This window comes from Nocardia sp. X0981, from assembly GCF_977089955.1.
Map to the genome: position 1 here is coordinate 3,946,702 of NZ_OZ372435.1, position 18,870 is coordinate 3,965,571.

General features: G+C 68.9%; 17 protein-coding genes. 5 read left to right on the forward strand and 12 right to left on the reverse strand.

The annotated features are described in order from the left end of the window. Positions 1 to 18: 18 nt before the first annotated feature. The 6 genes from ACYR7D_RS17735 to ACYR7D_RS17760 all read right to left on the reverse strand — a co-directional run bounded on the left by ACYR7D_RS17735 (position 19) and on the right by ACYR7D_RS17760 (position 6,790). Positions 19 to 813 (reverse strand): ABC transporter permease, encoded by a 795-nt coding sequence (locus ACYR7D_RS17735; protein ID WP_459545690.1) that lies wholly within the window; start codon positions 811 to 813, stop codon positions 19 to 21. Then, complete coding sequence (locus ACYR7D_RS17740) at positions 810 to 2,006, reverse strand: ABC transporter ATP-binding protein (RefSeq protein WP_459545691.1); 1,197 nt, start codon at positions 2,004 to 2,006, stop codon at positions 810 to 812. Before ACYR7D_RS17740 ends, ACYR7D_RS17735 begins: the two co-directional genes overlap by 4 nt. Further along, a complete protein-coding gene (locus ACYR7D_RS17745) occupies positions 1,999 to 2,649 on the reverse strand; it encodes an ABC transporter permease (protein WP_459550204.1) in 651 nt (216 codons plus the stop codon). Before ACYR7D_RS17745 ends, ACYR7D_RS17740 begins: the two co-directional genes overlap by 8 nt. A 461-nt stretch (positions 2,650 to 3,110) precedes the next feature. Then, positions 3,111 to 4,901: a thiamine pyrophosphate-requiring protein gene (locus tag ACYR7D_RS17750; protein WP_459545692.1), complete on the reverse strand. Its 1,791-nt coding sequence runs from the start codon at positions 4,899 to 4,901 to the stop codon at positions 3,111 to 3,113. An 82-nt stretch (positions 4,902 to 4,983) separates the two neighbouring features. Further along, entirely contained in the window at positions 4,984 to 6,477 is a 1,494-nt protein-coding gene (locus ACYR7D_RS17755; RefSeq protein ID WP_459545693.1) for an aminotransferase class I/II-fold pyridoxal phosphate-dependent enzyme, read from the reverse strand. Then, the gene (locus ACYR7D_RS17760) at positions 6,467 to 6,790 is read right to left on the reverse strand and encodes a hypothetical protein (protein WP_459545694.1); all 324 of its coding nucleotides are present in this window, start codon (positions 6,788 to 6,790) and stop codon (positions 6,467 to 6,469) included. Before ACYR7D_RS17760 ends, ACYR7D_RS17755 begins: the two co-directional genes overlap by 11 nt. 504 nt (positions 6,791 to 7,294) lie before the next feature. Between ACYR7D_RS17760 and ACYR7D_RS17765 the strand changes: the two genes are divergently transcribed. Continuing rightward, a complete protein-coding gene (locus ACYR7D_RS17765; RefSeq protein WP_459545695.1) occupies positions 7,295 to 7,495 on the forward strand; it encodes a hypothetical protein in 201 nt (66 codons plus the stop codon). Between the two features lie 121 nt (positions 7,496 to 7,616). Further along, on the forward strand, positions 7,617 to 8,084 hold the full coding sequence (locus ACYR7D_RS17770; protein ID WP_459545696.1) for a PPOX class F420-dependent oxidoreductase: 468 nt from the start codon (positions 7,617 to 7,619) through the stop codon (positions 8,082 to 8,084). A 12-nt stretch (positions 8,085 to 8,096) separates the two neighbouring features. On the opposite strand, the gene ACYR7D_RS17775 is transcribed toward ACYR7D_RS17770, so the two are convergent. The 3 genes from ACYR7D_RS17775 to ACYR7D_RS17785 form a co-directional block, all read right to left on the reverse strand. Beyond that, a complete protein-coding gene (locus ACYR7D_RS17775) occupies positions 8,097 to 9,062 on the reverse strand; it encodes a glycerate kinase (protein WP_459545697.1) in 966 nt (321 codons plus the stop codon). Positions 9,063 to 9,285: 223 nt separating this feature from the next. Further along, positions 9,286 to 10,347, reverse strand: coding sequence for a tartrate dehydrogenase (locus tag ACYR7D_RS17780; protein WP_459545698.1), 1,062 nt, complete (start codon positions 10,345 to 10,347; stop codon positions 9,286 to 9,288). Further along, positions 10,344 to 11,816 carry an NAD-dependent succinate-semialdehyde dehydrogenase gene (locus ACYR7D_RS17785; RefSeq protein ID WP_459545699.1) on the reverse strand — a complete coding sequence of 491 codons (1,473 nt, stop codon included), beginning with the start codon at positions 11,814 to 11,816 and terminating at the stop codon, positions 10,344 to 10,346. The genes ACYR7D_RS17780 and ACYR7D_RS17785 overlap by 4 nt, the downstream gene beginning before the upstream one ends. 263 nt (positions 11,817 to 12,079) lie before the next feature. Between ACYR7D_RS17785 and trpB the strand changes: the two genes are divergently transcribed. Both trpB and ACYR7D_RS17795 read left to right on the forward strand, forming a co-directional pair. After that, positions 12,080 to 13,321 carry a tryptophan synthase subunit beta gene (trpB, locus tag ACYR7D_RS17790; protein WP_459545700.1) on the forward strand — a complete coding sequence of 414 codons (1,242 nt, stop codon included), beginning with the start codon at positions 12,080 to 12,082 and terminating at the stop codon, positions 13,319 to 13,321. Positions 13,322 to 13,550: 229 nt separating this feature from the next. Next, positions 13,551 to 15,014 carry an MDR family MFS transporter gene (locus tag ACYR7D_RS17795; RefSeq protein ID WP_459545701.1) on the forward strand — a complete coding sequence of 488 codons (1,464 nt, stop codon included), beginning with the start codon at positions 13,551 to 13,553 and terminating at the stop codon, positions 15,012 to 15,014. Positions 15,015 to 15,106: 92 nt separating this feature from the next. On the opposite strand, the gene ACYR7D_RS17800 is transcribed toward ACYR7D_RS17795, so the two are convergent. Both ACYR7D_RS17800 and ACYR7D_RS17805 read right to left on the reverse strand, forming a co-directional pair. Next, positions 15,107 to 16,120, reverse strand: coding sequence for a 2-hydroxyacid dehydrogenase (locus ACYR7D_RS17800; RefSeq protein WP_459545702.1), 1,014 nt, complete (start codon positions 16,118 to 16,120; stop codon positions 15,107 to 15,109). Continuing rightward, positions 16,117 to 17,055, reverse strand: a complete 939-nt coding sequence (locus tag ACYR7D_RS17805) for a hydroxymethylglutaryl-CoA lyase (protein WP_459545703.1) — start codon at positions 17,053 to 17,055, stop codon at positions 16,117 to 16,119. The genes ACYR7D_RS17800 and ACYR7D_RS17805 overlap by 4 nt, the downstream gene beginning before the upstream one ends. 479 nt (positions 17,056 to 17,534) lie before the next feature. Between ACYR7D_RS17805 and ACYR7D_RS17810 the strand changes: the two genes are divergently transcribed. Further along, the gene (locus tag ACYR7D_RS17810; protein WP_459545704.1) at positions 17,535 to 18,332 is read left to right on the forward strand and encodes a VOC family protein; all 798 of its coding nucleotides are present in this window, start codon (positions 17,535 to 17,537) and stop codon (positions 18,330 to 18,332) included. Between the two features lie 124 nt (positions 18,333 to 18,456). Here ACYR7D_RS17810 and ACYR7D_RS17815 read toward each other — a convergent pair whose 3' ends face one another. Beyond that, entirely contained in the window at positions 18,457 to 18,642 is a 186-nt protein-coding gene (locus tag ACYR7D_RS17815; RefSeq protein WP_459545705.1) for a hypothetical protein, read from the reverse strand. Positions 18,643 to 18,870 lie beyond the last annotated feature (228 nt).

Below are 18,870 nucleotides of genomic sequence, written 5' to 3' on the forward strand. Positions count from 1 at the left end.
CAGTGCCCGGGGGGGTGCTCATACCAGCCCCCGAGGGCCGAGGAAGCGTTCGGCGACCGCGCCGAGCCAGTCCACCAGCAGTGCCAGTGCTACGGCCAGGACCGCGCCGACGATCAGGGTGACGTTATCGCGCAACTTGTACCCGGTATCGATGAGAATTCCGAGCCCGCCGGCGCTGACGAGGAACGACAGGGTCGCCGTGCCCACCGCGAGCACCAGCGAGGTGCGCAGGCCGGCCAGGATATAGGGAACCGCCAGCGGGAACTCGATGCGGCGCAGTACCGTCGCCGCCGACATACCCTGGCCGCGACCGGCATCGATCAGCAGGGGGTCCACCTGCTGATAGCCGAGAATGGTGTTGCGCAACACCGGAAGCAGCGAATAGAAGGCGATCGGTGCGACACCGATCCAGAAACCGGTGGTGCGGGTGGCCAGGTAGAACAGCACGATCAGCCCGATGGCCGGGGCGGCGGCACCGATATTGGCGATTCCGACGAAGACCGGTGCGAACCGGCGACAGCCCGGCCGGGACAGCAGCGTGCCCAGCGGGACCGCGACGGCGACCACGATCCCCACCACTGTGGCGGTGATCAGGATGTGCTGCCAGGTGACCGTGGCGATAGTACGCATATTCAGGCTCGCCTGCTGGGTGAGGGTGAGCTCCCGGCGGAACGCCCAGAGCAGCACTCCCGCCGTGAGCAGCAGCACCAGCGCGGGCTGGATCAGCAGGCGCAGACGGTCGGCCCGCCGTTCGGCCGGGCGGCGTGATGATCCGGTACCGGCGGCCGGGACCGTGATATCGGTGGCGGTCACAACGGGACATCCGTTCGGCCGGCACCGGGTGCTGGGCGCGAGCCGGCACCGTGCGCGCCGCGCTGGGCGGCCAGATGGCGCACCAGAGTGCCGATCGTGATCAGCCCGGCGTATTCACCGCCGGGCCCGGTGACGATCGCGGTCGCGTCCGGGTCGGTGAGCAGTGCTTCCAGGCCCTCCTGCAGCGTTGCTTCCAGGGACAGGGTCGAGCCCACGGGGGAACCGGTCCCGCGTACCGAATCCGCTCCGGTGAGCTGCTCGGCCGAGATCCGGCGCAGGGGGCGGCGATCGGCATCGAGGACCAGCACCCACGGTTGCCCGGCAGCCGCTGCCCGGACGGCCTCGGCCGTATCGTCCTCGCGCACGGTGGGGCAGTCGCCGAGATCGGCATCGCCGATCCGGGTCAGGGTCAGTTGTTTGAGCGAGGCGTCCGCACCCACGAACCCGGCCACCGTCGGGTCCGCCGGGTCGGCCAGGATCGCGGCGGGTGTGTCGTATCGCAGTACCCGTGATCCTTTGCCCAGCACCGCGATCCGGTCACCGAGTTTGACCGCCTCGGTGAAATCGTGGGTGACGAACACGATGGTCTTGCGCAGCCGCGCCTGTAACCGCACCAGTTCGTCCTGTAGCGCACCGCGGGTGATCGGGTCCACCGCCCCGAAGGGCTCGTCCATGAGCAGTACCGGTGGATCGGCGGCCAGCGCCCGCGCCACACCCACTCGTTGCTGCTGCCCTCCGGAGAGCTGTCGCGGGTAGCGGTGCCGATAGGTGCCGGGATCGAGACCCACCAGTTCCAGCATTTCGTCGGTGCGGGCGGCGATCCGTTTCCGGTCCCAGCCGATGAGGCCCGGGACGGTCGCGATGTTCTTCGCGACGGTCATATGCGGGAACAACCCCGCCTGCTGGATCGAGTAGCCGATCCGGCGGCGGAGCCGGTCGGGGTCGATGGACGCGGCATCGCGGCCGTCGATGGTGACGGTGCCCGAGGTCGGTTCGACGAGACGGTTGATCATGCGCATGGTGGTGGTCTTGCCGCAGCCGGACGGGCCGACCAGTACGACGATCTCGCCTGCCGGAATCGTCAGCGAGACTCCGTCCACGGCCGGTTCCGCCTGCCCCGGATAGCGTTTGGTGACGGTATCGAGCACGATCTCGGCACCGGAGGGTGCGGTTCGGGTGATGGAATCAGTCACGGATCCCCCTCGGGATGGTGAAACGCCCGACGAGGAGGAAGATTCCGTCGAGAACAAGGGCGAGAACGACGATCAGTACCGTGCCCGTCAGTGCCTGCGGTACCGCGTTCGGGCTGCCGAGCCGCGACAGGCCGGAGAAGATGAGATTGCCCAGGCCGGGGCCCTTCGCATACGCGGCGAGCGCCAGGATCCCCATGATCAACTGGGTGCTGACCCGCATACCGGTCAGAATGGACGGCCAGGCCAGGGGCAGTTCGATCGCGGTGAGTACCCGTAACCGGTTCATACCCACCCCGCGTGCCGCGTCGACGACGGCCGCGTCCACCGCGGCGAGCCCCACCAGGGTATTGCGCAGAATCGGCAGCAGCGCGTACAGCACCAGTGCGGTCACCGTGGGTGCGACGCCCAGCCCGAATATCGGGATCAGGAGGCCGAGCAGGGCGAACGAGGGCACGGTGAGGATCGTGCCGGCCGCGGCTGTCGCGGCCGACGAGCCCAGCGGACTGCGGTAGACCAGTACGCCGATGAGTACCGCCACCACCGTCGCGATCAGCAGGGATTGCACCACTGCCGAGACGTGCAGATAGGAGTCCACCAGGAGTTGGTGCCGCCGTTGCACGACGAAGGTCCACAAGGTGTCCAGGATCCGACCTCCCCTCCTCCCGCGACCCGGCGAGACTATCGCGTCCGGGCCGGTCCCGCCCGGTGCGTAGTCGGCGAGAACCCCACAGAGAGTTCACGGATCGCGTGACCGGCCGCGGAGAAGGAGTACCCCGGCGCTACCGAGATCGAAACACGAGCGGGCCGATGTTGCGCTCTCTTCGGTCCGGCGCCGCCGCCCGGCGGCCGCCGCGGGGTCCGCCGGCGGAGATCGGTGTCGCTGCCCGGGCACAACCTCTGCCCGCGGTTGCGGCCCCACCCGGCCGCAACCGCGGGACAGGCGATATCACTTCCCGTCGTTATCGGGGGATTCGGGTGCGTCCGGGCGCTTGCCGGTCAGCCTCCGGTAGCCGAGGACCGCGGCGACCAGGATCGCGATCCCGATGATCACGAGTAGTTCCATACCGCGTGCGTACCCCGGGGTCACCCGCTCAATCAGCCGTATCAGCGCCGCCCGGAGGGAAGGAATTCCTGCGCCTTCGTCTTGGCGCCCTGCGCGACCATACGCCAGGCTCCCGGATCGCCGCGCAGTACGGCTTCGGCGGTGTCCTTCAACTGGTCCCAGGTGGCGTGCGGGGGAATCGGAGGCACTTCCGGATCGCAGTACACGTCGATCAGAACCGGCCGGTCGGCATGTAAGGCACGCTCCCAGGCGGTACCGAGTTGCTCCGGGGAATCGACCGTCACCGCGTCCAGCCCCGCACCGCGAGCGAAATCCGCGTACGAGATATCGGGCAGAGTCTGGGACTCCTCGAATTTCGGTGCGCCACCCATCGCTCGCAGCTCCCAGGTCACCTGGTTGAGATCGTTGTTGTGGAAAACGCACACCACCAGCCGTGGATCACTCCAGCGCGGCCGGTAACGGGCCACCGTGAGCAGTTCGGCGAGCCCGTTCATCTGCATCGCGCCATCGCCGACCAGGGCGACCACCGGCCGGTCGGGATGGGCGAATTTCGCGCCTATCGCATAAGGGACGCCGGAACCCATGGTGGCCAGGGTGCCCGACAGCGAGCCACGCATCCCGTCGCGGAACCGCAGGCAGCGCGCGTACCAATTGGTCGACGATCCGGAATCGGCGGTGACGATCGCGTTCTCCGGAATCCGCTGGTTCAGTTCCCACACCACGCGCATCGGATTGACGGGCCGGGCGTCCAGCAGGGATTGTCGTTCGACGGTGTGCCACCAGCGCGTGACGTTCTCCTCCACGGTGCCGCGCCAGGACCGGTCCTCTTTCCGGCGCAGTAGCGTGTTCAGCTGGGCCAGTGTGGCTTTCGCGTCACCCACCAGGTTCACCTCGGTCGGGTAGCGCATACCGATCATGGTGCCGTCGAGATCGATCTGAACGGCACGGGCCTGGTCGAACTCCGGCAGGAACTGGGAATAGGGAAAGCTGGACCCCACGATGAGCAGCGTGTCGCAGTCCCGCATCAGCTCGTAGCTGGGCCGGCTGCCGAGCAGGCCGATCGCACCGGTGACGAAAGGCAGATCATCGGAGAGCACATCCTTGCCGAGCAGCGCCTTGGCCACGCCCGCACCGGTGAGTTCGGCGGTTTCGAGGACTTCGGCGGCCGCGTGGCGCGCACCCTGCCCGACCAGGATCGCCACCCGCGAACCGGCCTCGAGTACGGCGGCGGCCCGCTCGATATCGGTATGGGGTGGGACCGCCGTCGGCAGGGCGACCGCCGGTGCGCTCGACGGGACCTGCTTGAACGCGTGCGCCGGAGCGGTGTACTCCTCCTCCTGTAGATCCGCGGGCAGGATGACCGCGGTGGGCGCGCGCCGCGCCAGCGCTGTGCGGAACGCGCGATCCAGCGCGTTGGGCAGCTGGGCCGAGACATTGACCTCCACCAGATAATCGGCGGCCACATCCTTGAACAGGCTCTGCAGGTCCACCTCCTGCTGGTAGCTGCCGCCCATCGCGCTGCGTGCCGTCTGGCCGACGATCGCCACCACCGGCACATGATCGAGTTTGGCATCGTAGAGGCCGTTGAGCAGATGGATCGCTCCCGGACCCGATGTCGCGACGCATACTCCGGGACGGCCACTGAACTTGGCATAACCCGTGGCGGCGAACGCGGCCATCTCCTCGTGCCGGGTCTGTACGAACGCCGGTTCGTTCCCGGCGCGGCCGAAGGCCGCGATCAGTCCGTTGATTCCGTCACCGGGATAGCCGAACACCTGCGCGACGCCCCATTCGCGGAGGCGGGCCACGACGTGATCGCCTACTTGCTGCATGCTGGATCTCCTCCGGGCCGAGGGTCTGGCTGTCCGCGACGGCATACCCGCGCCCGCGGCCGTGAATCACGACCGCGGGCGGTCAAGGGGCCACCACCCGGACCTCGCGCAGCCGCGGATCGGTGGCATCGGGCACGTTCATCCCGATCTCGTGCCCGGTGCGCAGATAGTCGAGCACCGCCTCGTCGAGCCGCTCCCCGGGTACCACCACGGGGATACCGGGCGGATAGGGGGTGAGCTGTTCGGCCGCGATCCGGCCGGCCGCTTCACCGATGGGTACCATCTCGGCCGGGCCGAAGAACGCGTCCCGGGGCAGTAGGGCGGTCTCGAGCTGTATTTCTCCCGGTCCGGGCAGCCGGATATCGCCGGCCGCGTGGTCCGCGGCGAGTTGGGCCCGCCAGTCGCTCACGGCCGCGAGCAATGCGGCGGTGGTGTGGGCGTCGTCGGCGAACGAGAGCGTCGCCAGGATGCGCCGATGGTCGCTGAGACCCAGATCGAGGTACCGGTTCCGGCGCAACCACTCCGCGGCGTCGTATCCGGTGGCCCCGGTTCCGGAGACATCCATGAGCACCTGGAGGCGGTCGAGGTCGTGGGAGGCCTCCATGCCGAGCAATTCGTCCTCCATCACCTGCACCCCGGGTATCCGATCCAGTTCGGCCCGCACATGTTTCGCGGTCCGGAGCGCTGCGTCGAGCAGACCGTGGCCGCGTTCGACCATCTGCCGGCGCCAGCCGTCCAGCGCCGCGTACACCAGCACGTTCGGGCTGGTGGTCATGAGCAGATCGGCGCAGTGCCGCAGGCGTACCGGATCGACCAGATCGCCCTGCATATGGAAGACCGAACCCTGTTCGAAACCGGCACCCATCTTGTGCACGCTCACCACGCAGACATCGGCGCCCGCGTCCATGGCCCACGTCGGCAACTCGGGATGGAAAGGCAGGTGCGCGCCCCACGCTTCGTCCACGATCAGGGGTTTGCCGCGTTCGTGACAGACCCGCGCGATACCTTCGATATCGGCGCAGGTGCCGTAGGGGCTGGGGCTGACGATCAGCGCGCCCGCGGCATCGGGGTATTTCTCCCAGGCCGCGCGCACCTGCTCCGGGGACGGAGGATGGGAGAAATGCCGTTCGGCATCCCAGCGCGGCGTGATCCAGCGGGGCAGTACTCCCGAGAAGATCAGTCCCGCCACGATCGATTTGTGGCTGTCACGGGCGACGAGCAGCCCCTTGTCGCTACCACCCGCGACGGCCATCATGGCCGCCTTGACCGATAGCGAGCTACCACAGGTGGAGAAGAAGGCCTGCTCCGCACCCACCGCATGGGCCATGAGGGTTTCGGCGCGCGCGAGATAGCCGCCGCGGGAGAGCCGATCGTCGAGTCCGGGGGAGGCCAGCACATCCGACCGGAACGCATCCGGCCCGATCACCGCCAGCACCCGTTCGTCCACCCCTCGCCCCTGCCGATGGGCGGGCGGGGTGAATCCGTAGCGGCCCAGGCGCCGATGCTCGTGCAGAGCCTCCAGCAGCGGGGCGCGGCCGTGGTCGTCGCGCGGGCGATCACCCGGTTCAGTGGCCACGGGGCTCCCGCAGGGTCGCGCCCTCGTTCGCTTTCACTCGGCGGTGTTCGAGCAGCACGATCGCGAAACCACTGATCAGGCAGACGGCGGCGAGGATTCCGGCGATCACCGCCCAACCCTCGAATCCGTAACCCGCCGCGGTCAGCGTGAGCCCCACCAGGACGATGCCGAGAGCGGCCAGCAGGATGCCCGGCCAATTGCGAGTGTCCTCGATGGACTCACCGGCATGCGACCGGGTCGTCCGTGAATCGTCGGGGAAGCTGTGGTCACTCGTGGTGCCACTGTGGTTCGGATCGTTATGTCCGGCGACCATGGTCCTGTCCTTCCTGTCGAACTTGCGACCAGGGATTTCGGCCCGATTACCCGCTCGGCGGCGGTTGAATCACCCCGGGCGCCTCCGGCGGCTCCGCCCGGCCCGGGCCGGGCGAGGGCGGAACGGGTCGTCCCGGATCGGGGATCGGGGGTGGCCGGTCCGGATCGGGAATCGGGGGTGGATGGCCCGGGTCCGGGCGGTCCGGGGCGGGGCCCGGGAACGGGGGTGGTGGTGGCTCGGGCTCGGGGAAGGGTGGTACCGGCTCCGTTTCGTATGCGGTTTCGCGCTCCTCCATAGAGATTCCTTTCGGCGGCTCCACTGGCGCGCATGCGCGACACGGCGCTTCCGGCCTGCGGTTACCCGGAGAAAACGGGGCGAATCATGACAACGATCACCGTGCCCGGCAGCCGAAAACCATGTTTATGCCGTGGATCTCGGGTAGCCGACGATCGAGGCCGCAACGGTCTCGTCCCGAAAGAGCACGACGTGGAAAGGATGACGAGAATGCCGAACAGCGAAAATCCCGGACAGTTCGGAAATCGCCAGGACACGACGGAGCAGGCGCGCCGAGGTGGGCAGGCGAGCCCGGGAAGCTTCGGTAGCGCGAATTCCGCCGACCCGCGCGAGGCAGGTCGTCAGGGCGCCGAGGCCCAGCCCCGCGAGGCCAAGGCCCGGGGTGGGGAACACAGCGGCGCCGATCGCTGACTTCTACGGAACGGGCGGCCCCGGCGGGGCCGCCCGTTCCGCTGTGTGGGGCTCGGTACCGTAGACCGTCCTCGCCCCGTCCGGTCGTGCCGCGGGCGTCCACACCCTCCGGGAGGTCTTCATGCCACGAATCGCCAGTGCCACCACCGTCGACCGTGCCGCCCTGCTGGAATTCCTGGAGTCACGCCACCGGGCCGTGCTCGTCACCACCCGGACCGACGGGAGTCCGCAGATGTCGCCGGTGACCTGTGGGCTGGATCCGCAGGGGCGGATCGTCGTCTCCACTTACCCCGGTCGCGCCAAAACGCGCAATGCCCGTCGCGACCCGCGGGTCTCGATCTGTGTGCTGTCCCCGGATTTCGACGACGCCTATGTACAGGTCGACGGTCGTGCCGAGGTACTCGACATGCCCGAGGCGATGGAGGCGCTCGTCGACTACTACCGCGGTATCGCCGGGGAACATCCCGACTGGGACGAATACCGCACCGCGATGGCGCGGCAGAACAAATCACTGATCCGCATCACGATCGAGCGGTGGGGTCCGGTCGCGACGGGTGGGTTCCCGCCCGGCCACGAGCCGGCGAACTGAGGGTTGCGCCGCTCAGGACAGCGCGGCGCCGATCCGCCGGCCCGCGGCACGCAGGGCGGCGGTATCGGAGGCGATGATCACCTCGGCGAACCGGTTCCGATAGTCCCCGAGATCCGGACCCACCGACCCCACCACGGCGTAGACCGGGGTATCGCCCGCACGGGCGAGAATCGCCGAGATGATCTTGCCGGCCCGGGTCTGTCCGTCCAGGCGGCCTTCTCCCACGACGATCGCGGCCGATTCCCCGGCGAGAGCGTCGAATCCGGTGGCGTCGAGCACATAGTCGGCCCCCGGTCGCAACTCGGCGCCGTACTGTGCCCACATACCGCCCGAGAATCCACCCGCCGCTCCGGTCGCGTCCACCTCCGCGGGGTTCCGCGGCAGCCGCCGCGCGGTTTCGGCGAGCCGCCGGGTGAGCAGTTCGACGGTGGCCGGATCCGCGCCCTTCTGCGGTCCGAAGACGCGGGCGGCATCGATATAGCGGGTGGTGACATCGGTGAGTACGGTGATCGACGCCTCGCCGATACCGCCGCCGTCCGCGATGGCGGCGATCGCTCCCGTACCGCCGTCGGTGGTGGCCGAACCGCCTGCCGCCACCACGATCCGCCGGGCGCCGCGCCGCGCCGCCGCGGCGATGAGCATGCCGGTGCCGTAGGTGTCGGCGGTGACGGGGTCACGCGGACCGTCGTGCGCGGTGGTGATACCGCTGGCGGCCGCGAGTTCGATCACGGCGGTACCGTCCTCGGCGAGCCCGAAGGTGGCCCGGCACGGTAGCCCCCACGGGTTGCGGGCCGCGACGGTCACCGGGCGCAACCGCAGCGGCCGGGTGAGTACGGCGAGCGTGCCCTCCCCACCGTCGGCCACCGGCAGCCGGACGGCGCGCGCCCCGGCTTCTTCCGCACCTCCACCCACGGCGTCGGCGACCTCGGCGGCCGAGTAGGTGCCTTTGAAACTGTCGGGGGCGACGAGCACGGTCACGGGCGCCTCCCGGCCGGCGCGGCGGTACGGGTCGCGGACACCCGGCGCGGGGAGCCGGGGCCTGTTCCCGGAGCGGCCGTGACGATTCCCCGCCCCGGTAGTCGTGCGTGACTCCCGATATGGGCTCCCGGTGCCTGCGAGATGCTCATGCTCGCCGACTCTAGCGGGGCGGTGACCGGCCGCTCGTCCTGCGGCGGGCAGGTGTTGCGCGGGCACCGGTCCGTCAGGTGGGCAGGAGGGCCGACGCGCGGTCGGCGACGGCGGTGCCCACTTCGGTGGTGGTGGCGGTCCCGCCGAGATCGGGCGTGCGCGGACCACCGGAGCCGAGCACCTCGGTGACAGCACGGTCGACGGCGGCGGCCGCGTCGTGCTCCCCGAGATGCTCGAGCAGCATGGCCCCGGCGAGTATCTGGGCCACCGGGTTCGCGATCCCTCGGCCGGCGATATCGGGCGCACTGCCGTGTACCGCCTCGAACATGGAGGGGGCGACTCGTTCGGGGTCGATATTGCCGGAGGGCGCCAGACCCAGACCTCCGGTCACCGCGGCCGCGAGATCGGAGAGGATATCGCCGAACAGATTCGATCCGACGATCACGTCGAGGCGATCGGGATGGAGCACGATCTCGGCCGCCAGCGCGTCGACGTGCATCTGCCGGGTCTCGACCGCCGGGTATTCGGTGGCGACGGCCGCGAAGATCTCGTCCCAATACGGCATGGAATGGATGAGGCCGTTCGATTTCGTCGCCGAGCAGAGGCGGCCGCTGCGTTGGGCCGCCCGTTCGAAGGCGTAGCGGATGATCCGTTCACAACCGACACGAGTGAACACCGATTCCTGGACGACGAACTCGTCGGGCCGGCCGGGATTGTGCCTGCCACCGATCTCGGAGTACTCGCCTTCGGAGTTCTCCCGCACGATGAGCAGATCCAGATCCGCGGCCGAGCGGTCGCGCAGCGCGGAGGTGGTGCCGGGGAGCAGGCGCACCGGGCGCAGATTGACGTATTGGCCGAAGGCGCGCCGGAGCGGGATCAGCAGTCCCCACAGCGAGATGTGGTCGGGTACGCCCGGGAAACCCACGGCACCCAGCAGGATCGCGTCGAAGCCGGAGAGTAGTTCCGGGCCGTCGGCCGGCATCATGGCACCGGTACGGAGATAGTTTTCGCAGGACCAGTCGAATTCGGTCCATTCGATACCGGGCAGGACCCGGTCGAGTACTTTCACCGCCTCGGCTGTCACGTCGACGCCGATTCCGTCGCCGGGGATGGTCGCGATCCGATATGAGCTCACAGTGGCACTCCGATGTACTTGATCTCGAGGAATTCGTCGATACCGGTGGGGCCGCCCTCGCGTCCGAGTCCCGATTCTTTCACCCCGCCGAACGGTGCGGCCGGATTGGAGACCACCCCCTGGTTCAACCCGACCATGCCCGTCTCCAGTGCCTCGCAGACGCGCAGTCCGCGCCGCAGGCTCTCGGTGTAGACATAACCCACCAGACCGTAGAGGGTGTCGTTCGCCCGGGCGAGGGCCTCGGCTTCGGTATCGAAGGCGGTGATGCTCGCGACGGGACCGAAAACCTCCGTATGGCAGATCCGGGCCTCGTCGGGGACATCGATCAGGACCGTGGCCGGGTAGAAGTTCCCGGGTCCCACCACCGGCTCGCCGCCGGTGAGGATCCGGGCGCCGCGAGCCCGGGCGTCGGCGACCAGATCGGTCACTTTCGCCACGGCGGCGTCGTCGATCAGCGGGCCCACGACCACCCCGGGTTCTGTTCCGCGCCCCATCGGCAGGGCCGCCATCCGCTCGGCGAGCCGCTCGGCGAATTCGGCGAGCACGCCCCGCTGGACGAAGAACCTGTTCGCCGCCGTGCACGCCTGACCGATATTGCGCATCTTCGCGGCCAGCGCCCCTTCGACCGCCTCGTCCAGGTCGGCGTCTTCGAATACCAGAAAGGGCGCGTTACCACCCAGTTCCATGGAGGTCCGCATCACGGTGCGGGCGCACTGCTCGAGCAGATGCTTGCCCACGGCGGTGGATCCGGTGAAGGAGAGTTTGCGGGATCGTGGATCGTGGATCAGCGGTGTCGTCAACCGCCCCGGATCCGCGGTCGTGACCACGTTCACCACCCCCTCCGGGACCCCGGCGGTGCGCAGGATCTCGGCCAGCGCCAGGGTGCACAGGGGCGTCTGCTCGGCGGGTTTGACCACGCTGGTGCAACCGGCGGCCAGTGCGGGACCGATTTTGCGCGCACCCATGGCCATCGGGAAATTCCAGGGGGTGATGAGCAGGCTCGGCCCCACCGGCTGCCGGGTGACCAGGAAGCGGGCACCGCCGCCCGGAGCGGGCATGTATCCGCCGTCGAGCCGGACGGCCTCCTCGGCGAACCAGCGGAAGAATTCCGCCGCGTAAGCGATTTCCCCGCGTGCTTCGGCCAGCGGTTTGCCCATTTCGAGGGTAGCGATCAGGGCGAGCCGCTCGGTGTCGTCGAGCAGCAGCCGGTGGGCGCGCATGAGGATTTCGCTGCGTTCGCGCGGGGAGGTGCGGGACCAGGAAGCCTGCGCGGACGCGGCGGCGTCGAGCGCGGCGAGGCCGTCGTCGGGTGTGGCATCGGCCACCGAGCACAAACGCTGTCCTGTGGCGGGATCGACCACGGGCATGGTGGTCGCGGCCGGTTGCCACCGGCCACCGATGAAGAGGCCGGTCGGTACCGTATCGACGGCAGCGCGTTCGGCGGTGGTGAGTGCGGCTTCCGTGAGCATGGTGAGTGCTCCTCCCTGTAGACGGCCGAGCCTACCGTGCCAGATTGTCGACAATCCTACAATAGGGCCCGTGGAGGCGGGGAAGGCGGAACAGGTACGTAACCACGCTTTCCTGCACCGATGAACCGCTCGCCGCGACAAATGCCCGAAAAAGCGATACCACTTGTACTGTTAACCACCTCGTTGCCGTGAGGTGACTCGGCGCTTGCGCCGACGGCACACCCTTTCGGCAGCGGAATCGGGAACAGAGAGTTCGGTGCTGGATGGTCGTCGGTCACGGGGTAGAGCAAGGGTCCTATCGATACGGGAATTTCCCGGATGAAAACGGCCGATTCGGTAAATACGGTGGCAGATATGTTCCCGAAGGTCTCATGGCCTCGCTGCTCGAGCTGGAGAACGCCTACGACCACGCTCACGCGGACGCCGGTTTCGCCGCCGAGCTGGCCGAACTGCTGCGCACGCGGGTCGGGCGCCCGACGCTGCTCCACCAGGTGCCCCGGTTCGCGGCCCGGCTCGGCGTGCCGGGGGTGAAGGTTTTCCTCAAACGGGAGGACACCGCGCACACCGGCTCACACAAGATCAACAATGCGCTCGGGCAGGGGTTGCTCGCCCAGCGCATGGGCAAACGCCGGGTGATTGCCGAGACCGGTGCCGGTCAGCACGGAGTCGCGGTGGCGACCGTATGCGCCATGCTCGATATGAGTTGCACGATCTATATGGGCGCCGCGGATATGGAACGCCAGCCGGCCAATGTAGTACGTATGCGATTGCTGGGCGCCGAAATCCGAGCGGTGACTTCGGGTCACGGCAAGATCAAAGAGGCGATCAGCGAATGCGTGCGCGATTGGGTTGCCCATGTGGACAGCACGCACTACCTCTTCGGGACCGTCGGCGGGCCCGCACCCTATCCGCGGATCGTACGGGATTTCCAGGCCACGATCGGCGCGGAAGCCAGAGAGCAGATCCTGGCGGCCGAGGGCCGCTTGCCCGATTACGTCCTCGCCTGCGTCGGCGGCGGAAGCAACGCCATCGGTACGTTCCACTCCTTCGTGGACGACCCCCGGGTCCGGCTGATCGGAGTGGAGGCCGCGGGTCGTGGTCTCGAATCCGGCGCGCACGCGGCCACCTTGAGCGCGGGCAGCCCGGGCGAGATGGACGGCAGCTTCAGCCGCCTGCTGCAGGACGAGGAGGGGCAGATCGCCGGAACCCACAGCGTCGCGGCCGGTCTGGACTACCCGGGGGTCGGACCGGAACTCGGCCATCTCGAGGATATCGGCCGAGTACGCTACGCCGCCGCCACCGATGCGCTCGCCCTGCGCGGACTCCAGGTTCTCGGGCATACCGAGGGGATCATCACCGCGCTCGAATCCGCCCATGCCGTGGGACACCTCCTGCGCATGGCGGAGGAGGGGGAGCTCGCTCCGGACTCGGTGATCCTGCTGTGCCTGTCCGGGCGCGGAGACAAAGACCTGGACCTCGCCGCCCGGCATCTGGGACTCGGCTGAAGCCGGTATCCACCGCCGCTACCGAGCGGCCGGAGCGGATCGCGTACCGGCCGGGAACAGCGGCGCCGTAAAACCGGTTGATCTCCGGGACAGCGATGAGAAACACTGGCGCGTCACCGATGAGTGCAGCGCCGCGGCCTCGTCTCTGTTCATATGTGGCGCCGGAGCACGGTCACCGTGGATCGTCCGCGGGCGCACGACCGCTCGTTCTCGATCCCGGAGGTTGCCGATGCCCGTACTACCAACCGCTCGCCGGACCGCCGGGGGCACCCCGACGGTGGTCCGCCTGCTGGTGATCGCGACCTTCGTGGTGATCTTGAACGAGACCATCATGATCAACGCCATACCGCGTCTGATGCAGGATCTCGAGGTCACCGAACGGGCCGCCCAATGGGTGTCGACGGCCTTCATGCTCACCATGGCCGCCGTCATCCCCGTCACCGGCTGGTTCCTGCAGCGGGTCACCACCCGCCGGGCCTACGCGGTCGCGATGGGCGTTTTCCTCGCGGGTACGGCGCTGTCCGCCGTAGCGCCCGGCTTCGCCGTACTGCTGGCCGGCCGGATCATCCAGGCCGGTGGCACCGCGGTGATGATGCCGCTGCTCATGACCACACTGATGACAGTGGTACCCGAGAAGGACCGCGGGCGGGTCATGGGGAATGTCACCCTGGCCATCTCGGTGGCGCCGGCCATGGGCCCGGTCATCTCCGGGCTGGTACTGCAGATCGCGTCGTGGCGGTGGCTGTTCGCGCTGGTGCTTCCCATCGCGGGTGCTGTCACCTGGCTCGGCCTGCGCCGGCTGGAGAACGTCGGCACACCGCAGTCCGGCGCGATCGACTGGTTCAGCGTGGTCTTCGCGGCACTCGGCTTCGGTAGCCTCGTCTACGGCCTGAGCCGTTTCGAAGCGGGCAGTGTGGCCACCCCGGCGCTGATCACGGCCATCGGCCTCGCCCTGATCGCCGGTTTCGTGGCGCGGCAGCTGTGGTTGCAGCGCACCGGTACGCCGCTGCTGGATCTGCGTATCCTCCGCTCGGGCACCTACGCCAAGGGTCTGGTCCTGATGGCGATCGCTTTCCTGGCGATGCTCGGTTCGATGATGTTGCTGCCGCTGTACCTACAGAATCTGCGCGGGCTGTCCCCACTGGAAACCGGGCTGCTGGTGATGCCCGGTGGTCTGGCCATGGGGCTGCTGGGGCCGGCGATCGGCCGCCTGTTCGACCGCTTCGGCGGCCGTGTGCTGGTGATACCGGGCGCGATCGGCATCACGGCGGCCCTCGCGGGATTCACCCGGATCTCCATCAGCATGCCGTACTGGCAGCTACTGGCCCTGCACATCATGCTCATGGTGTCGCTGGCCGCCGCGTTCACCCCGGTTTTCACCCTGGCGCTGGGTGCGCTGCCGGAAGATCTCTACTCGCACGGCAGCTCCATGCTGGGCACCCTGCAGCAGGTGGCGGCGGCGCTCGGTACCGCGCTGGTGGTCACCGTGATGGCGAGCCGCAGCAGTGCGCTGGTGGCCGCCGGCACCGATGCGGTGGCCGCGCAACTCGACGGGATGCAGCTGGCCTTCGTGGTTTCGGCCGGATTGTCGCTGATCGTGATCGTCACGGCGGTGCTGCTGCCGAATCGGTCCGGTGCCCCCGGCGAAACGGAAAAGGCCGGGCGGTCCGATCCCGCACTGGCCGAGGTCTGACCGGAGAACAGGCCGCCTCGGAGGTACCACGGAGCACGAACGGTTCCGCGTGGGCGAACCGGGCGCCGACGGTGTGACACCGGCGGCTCGACCTACCGGCTCTCCTCCACCGTCCGCGCCGCCGCCTCCGGATTGACCGGATAGGGCGGGAGCTCCCCGCGCGCCAGGGCGATCGCGTTCTCCGCGCACCGGCGCGCCATTTCGGCGCGCACCGGAACCGTGGCGCTGCCGACGTGCGGCAGCAGAACCGTATTCGGCAGTTCGGTGAGGCCGGGCGCCAGCCGCGGCTCGTCCTCGTAGACATCGAGTCCGGCGCCCGCGATCGTCCCGTCGCGCAACGCCGCCACCAGTGCGCGCTCGTCGACGATCGGCCCGCGGGCGGTATTGATCAGAATCGCCGACGGTTTCATCGCCCGGAGTATGGAGGCATCCACCAGGTGCCGGGTTTCGGCGGTCAGCGGTACGTGTATCGACAGATAGTCGCTGGTCGCCACCAGTTCCGGCCACGGCAGATGCCGTACTCTTCCGGCGAATTCGCCCAGTTCGGCATCGTCCACGACGCGGTCACCGGGCGGGCGCGGGCAGAAGGCGACCGTCATCCCGAAGGCCAGGGCCCGCCGGGCGGTGGCGCGGGCGATCCGGCCGAATCCGGCCAGGCCCAGGGTGGCGCCGCTGACGTCGTGGCCGAGCAGCAACTCCGGTTCCCAGCCGCGGAACCGCCCGGCGCGTACGAAGGTGTCGGCTTCGACGCAGCGCCGGGCGACCGCGAGCACGAGCAGCATCGCGAGATCGGCGGTGGCGTCGGTGAGGACACCGGGGGTATTGCCCACCACGATGGAATTCGCGGTGGCCGCCGCGATATCGATATTGTTGTAACCCACCGCGAAATTGCTTATTCCGCTGATCCGGGCCCGTCCCAGCAGGTCCGCGTCGAATTCGTCCCGTAATTGCGACACCACGACGCGGTACGCACCGGACGCGCAGGCCTGTGCCAGTTCGTCCCGGCGCATCCGGCCCGCCGCGACCGTCACCGTGCCGGCGGCTTCGAGCAAGCGCATACCGGGATCGGGCAGCGGGGTGGTCACCAGGAAATCGCTGCTACTCACTCGGGCCCGCCGATCACCCAGTCGAACGCCCGGGCCTTCGACCGCGCCCCCTGCGCTGTTCGGGACCGGTTGGGTTCACCGAGTTCGGCGAGCACCTCCTCGCCGAGGCCGACCAGCGCCGCCAGCGCGGCGGGGGTGAGCCAGTCGGGCCGAGTGGCGAACACCAGATCCTCGGTGGCGGTGTTACCGCTCGCACCGGGGGCGAAGGGGCAGCCACCGAGCCCGCCCAGGGAACCGTCCACCAGGGTCGCGCCCGCATCGATCGCCGCCAGCGTATTGGCCACCCCCAGCCCCCAGGTGTCGTGACCGTGGTAGACGATGCGCCGTACCGGGGTTCGTGTGCGGACCGCGCCGACCAGTTGCCGTACCTGCTCGGGCACGGCTTGACCGAGGGTATCGGCGAGGACGATATCGCCGGCGCCGTCGGTGCGCGGGTCCGCGGCGATGCCCAGGACCCGGCCGGGATCGATGACACCCTCGAACGGGCAGGTGAACGCGGTCGCGATACACAGCTGGACGGCACCCTCGCATTCTCTGGTCAGCTGTATCGCCGCGGGCATGGCGGCCACACTGTCCTCGGTGGTGCGTCCGATATTGGCTTTGTTGTGCGAGTCCGACGCGGACAGGCAGTACTGGAAATTACGGGCGCCCGCGGCGGCCGCCTTCTCGATATGCCGTGGCGTGGCCACCCACACCCAGCATCTGGCGAGTTCCTCCGGGGTGAGTGCGGCGATCACCTCGAGGGTGTCCGCCAGCGGGGGCACCAGGTCGGGGCGCGCCATGGAACCGATTTCCAGTTCGGGTACGCCCAGGGCGAGCAGGGTGCGGGCGATCTCCACCTTCCGCTCGGTGGACAGCGGCTTCCCGGTGAGCTGCAAACCGTCGCGGAGAGTGACGTCGCGTAGCCGGGCTTCCGGTGTGTAGGTGAAGGTCATGCCGTAACCCCTGTATCGGAAGTTCCTGTGGTGGAACCGATTTCATCGGCGCGGCGCAGTATCGAGGCGGGGCCCTCGTATATGTGTCCGCCCAGGTCGGGTCCGATTGTACGGATCGGCAACGAGGTCCCTCCATCACCGGCACGATGCCCGGCAAGCGTCCTCGCGGATCGGTCCGCGCCGGTGCCCACCGCCGGCACGGTGCCGGATACCGCGGAGACGGCGGTGAGGGCTACCGGCCCGGGCCGCCGGCGAGGTCGCGGAACCTTTCGGTCGCCGCACGGTACGGACGCGGTCGCCCGATACGGGCAAGCGGGGACAATCGGATTGCCGGGTGGTTGCTCACGTGCGATGCGGTGGATACCGTTACCTGGCCACGGGTCACGGATACCCTCGTCCATCCTGTGCCGCGGCTGTCCGTTCGGCCTTTCGGGGCCCGTCATCGCTCGACTCGTGCGAACCGAGAACGGAGACACGCTATGCCGATACGTGAAACCCCTTGGCCGGCCGGTACACCCTGCTGGGTCGACTGTCAGGTCGACGAGCCCGCCCGAGCCGCCGACTTCTACAGCACCCTGTTCGGATGGGAGATCACCGACAGCGGACCGGACGGCGGCGGATACCTGATGGCGTTCCGCGACGGCCGGCCGGCCGCGGGTATCGGTCCGAAACCACCGGGGCAGGCCGTGCCCTCGGTATGGACCACCTATATCGCCTCCGATGATGCCGACAGTACCGCCGAAGCCGTGGCGGCGACGGGCGGTACGGTGCTCGCCGCGCCCTTCGACGTCATGGACGCGGGACGGATGCTGGTCGCCACCGATCCCACCGGCGCGGCTTTCGGCGTATGGGAATCCCGGCGGCACCACGGCGCCGGGATCTACAACGAGCACGGCGCGTACTGCTGGAACGAACTGCACACCGCCGGGTACCAGCAGGCGCAGGATTTCTACTCGAAAGTTTTCGGCTGGTCCTTCGCCGAGATCGGCGACGCCGACGAGATCGTCTACGCGACCTTCGCCTCCGCTCCCGGTGGCGAACCCCTGGGCGGCCTGAGCGATACCACCAAAACGCCCGGCTCCGGCCCGCCGTACTGGCTGAGCTGGTTCCAGGTCGCCGATACCGAGGCCGCGCTGAGCACGGCCACCGCTCGGGGCGCGGCGGTGGTGATGGGGCCCGATGAGAGCCCGGTGGGACGGATGTGTGTGCTCACGGGCCCGCAGGGGGAGATCTTCGGTGTCATCGATGTCTCGAAGGCGGCCGGATCGCCGTCCTGAACCCGACGGCGAGCGGTATCCGGCCGGCCGCGGCCCGTCCCATCGACCCGGACGGCGACCGACCGGCGACCCTCCGGCCGCCGGTCGGTCGTGAGCTCGTATACGGAAGGAACCCCGCTACGGGTTACCCCCGCCTCGGGCGCTCGGTCCGGTCCACCCGTTCGTTGATCAGTATGTCGTCGTCGGCGGGTGGCTCCGGATCGTGCCATTCCTCGGCGCGACTGGAGCGATTACCGCGCAGCGTGCCCTGTAGTTCATGGGCCAGCTCATCGTCCCGGGCCGGGCCGTGCTTGCTGTTTCCGCGTTCCATATCGGTCCTCCTGCCTCGAGGGGTTGCGAGGTGGCGCGGTGAGCGATCACCTCGTCCTGCGGCGCGGCGCTCTCGTCGACGGGGGCGATCGTCCCGCCGCGTACGGGGCGATCACCGGTGGGGATCCCGGCGGCGTGATACATCCCTCGGCTCTCACCGGGCCCGCCGAGGGCCCGTATCGTCCACGGCGCGCGGATACCCGGCGGCCGCGGTTCGAATCCGGCGATC

Excerpts from the sequence above, each read along its gene's own strand:
- ACYR7D_RS17810 (WP_459545704.1), top strand. The coding sequence starts at position 17,535 with ATGCCGATACGTGAAACCCCTTGGCCGGCCGGTACACCCTGCTGGGTC.
- ACYR7D_RS17765 (WP_459545695.1), top strand. The coding sequence starts at position 7,295 with ATGCCGAACAGCGAAAATCCCGGACAGTTCGGAAATCGCCAGGACACG.
- trpB (WP_459545700.1), top strand. The coding sequence starts at position 12,080 with ATGGTCGTCGGTCACGGGGTAGAGCAAGGGTCCTATCGATACGGGAAT.
- ACYR7D_RS17795 (WP_459545701.1), top strand. The coding sequence starts at position 13,551 with ATGCCCGTACTACCAACCGCTCGCCGGACCGCCGGGGGCACCCCGACG.
- ACYR7D_RS17815 (WP_459545705.1), bottom strand. The coding sequence starts at position 18,642 with ATGGAACGCGGAAACAGCAAGCACGGCCCGGCCCGGGACGATGAGCTG.
- ACYR7D_RS17770 (WP_459545696.1), top strand. The coding sequence starts at position 7,617 with ATGCCACGAATCGCCAGTGCCACCACCGTCGACCGTGCCGCCCTGCTG.
- ACYR7D_RS17805 (WP_459545703.1), bottom strand. The coding sequence starts at position 17,055 with ATGACCTTCACCTACACACCGGAAGCCCGGCTACGCGACGTCACTCTC.
- ACYR7D_RS17760 (WP_459545694.1), bottom strand. The coding sequence starts at position 6,790 with ATGGTCGCCGGACATAACGATCCGAACCACAGTGGCACCACGAGTGAC.
- ACYR7D_RS17750 (WP_459545692.1), bottom strand. The coding sequence starts at position 4,901 with ATGCAGCAAGTAGGCGATCACGTCGTGGCCCGCCTCCGCGAATGGGGC.
- ACYR7D_RS17785 (WP_459545699.1), bottom strand. The coding sequence starts at position 11,816 with ATGCTCACGGAAGCCGCACTCACCACCGCCGAACGCGCTGCCGTCGAT.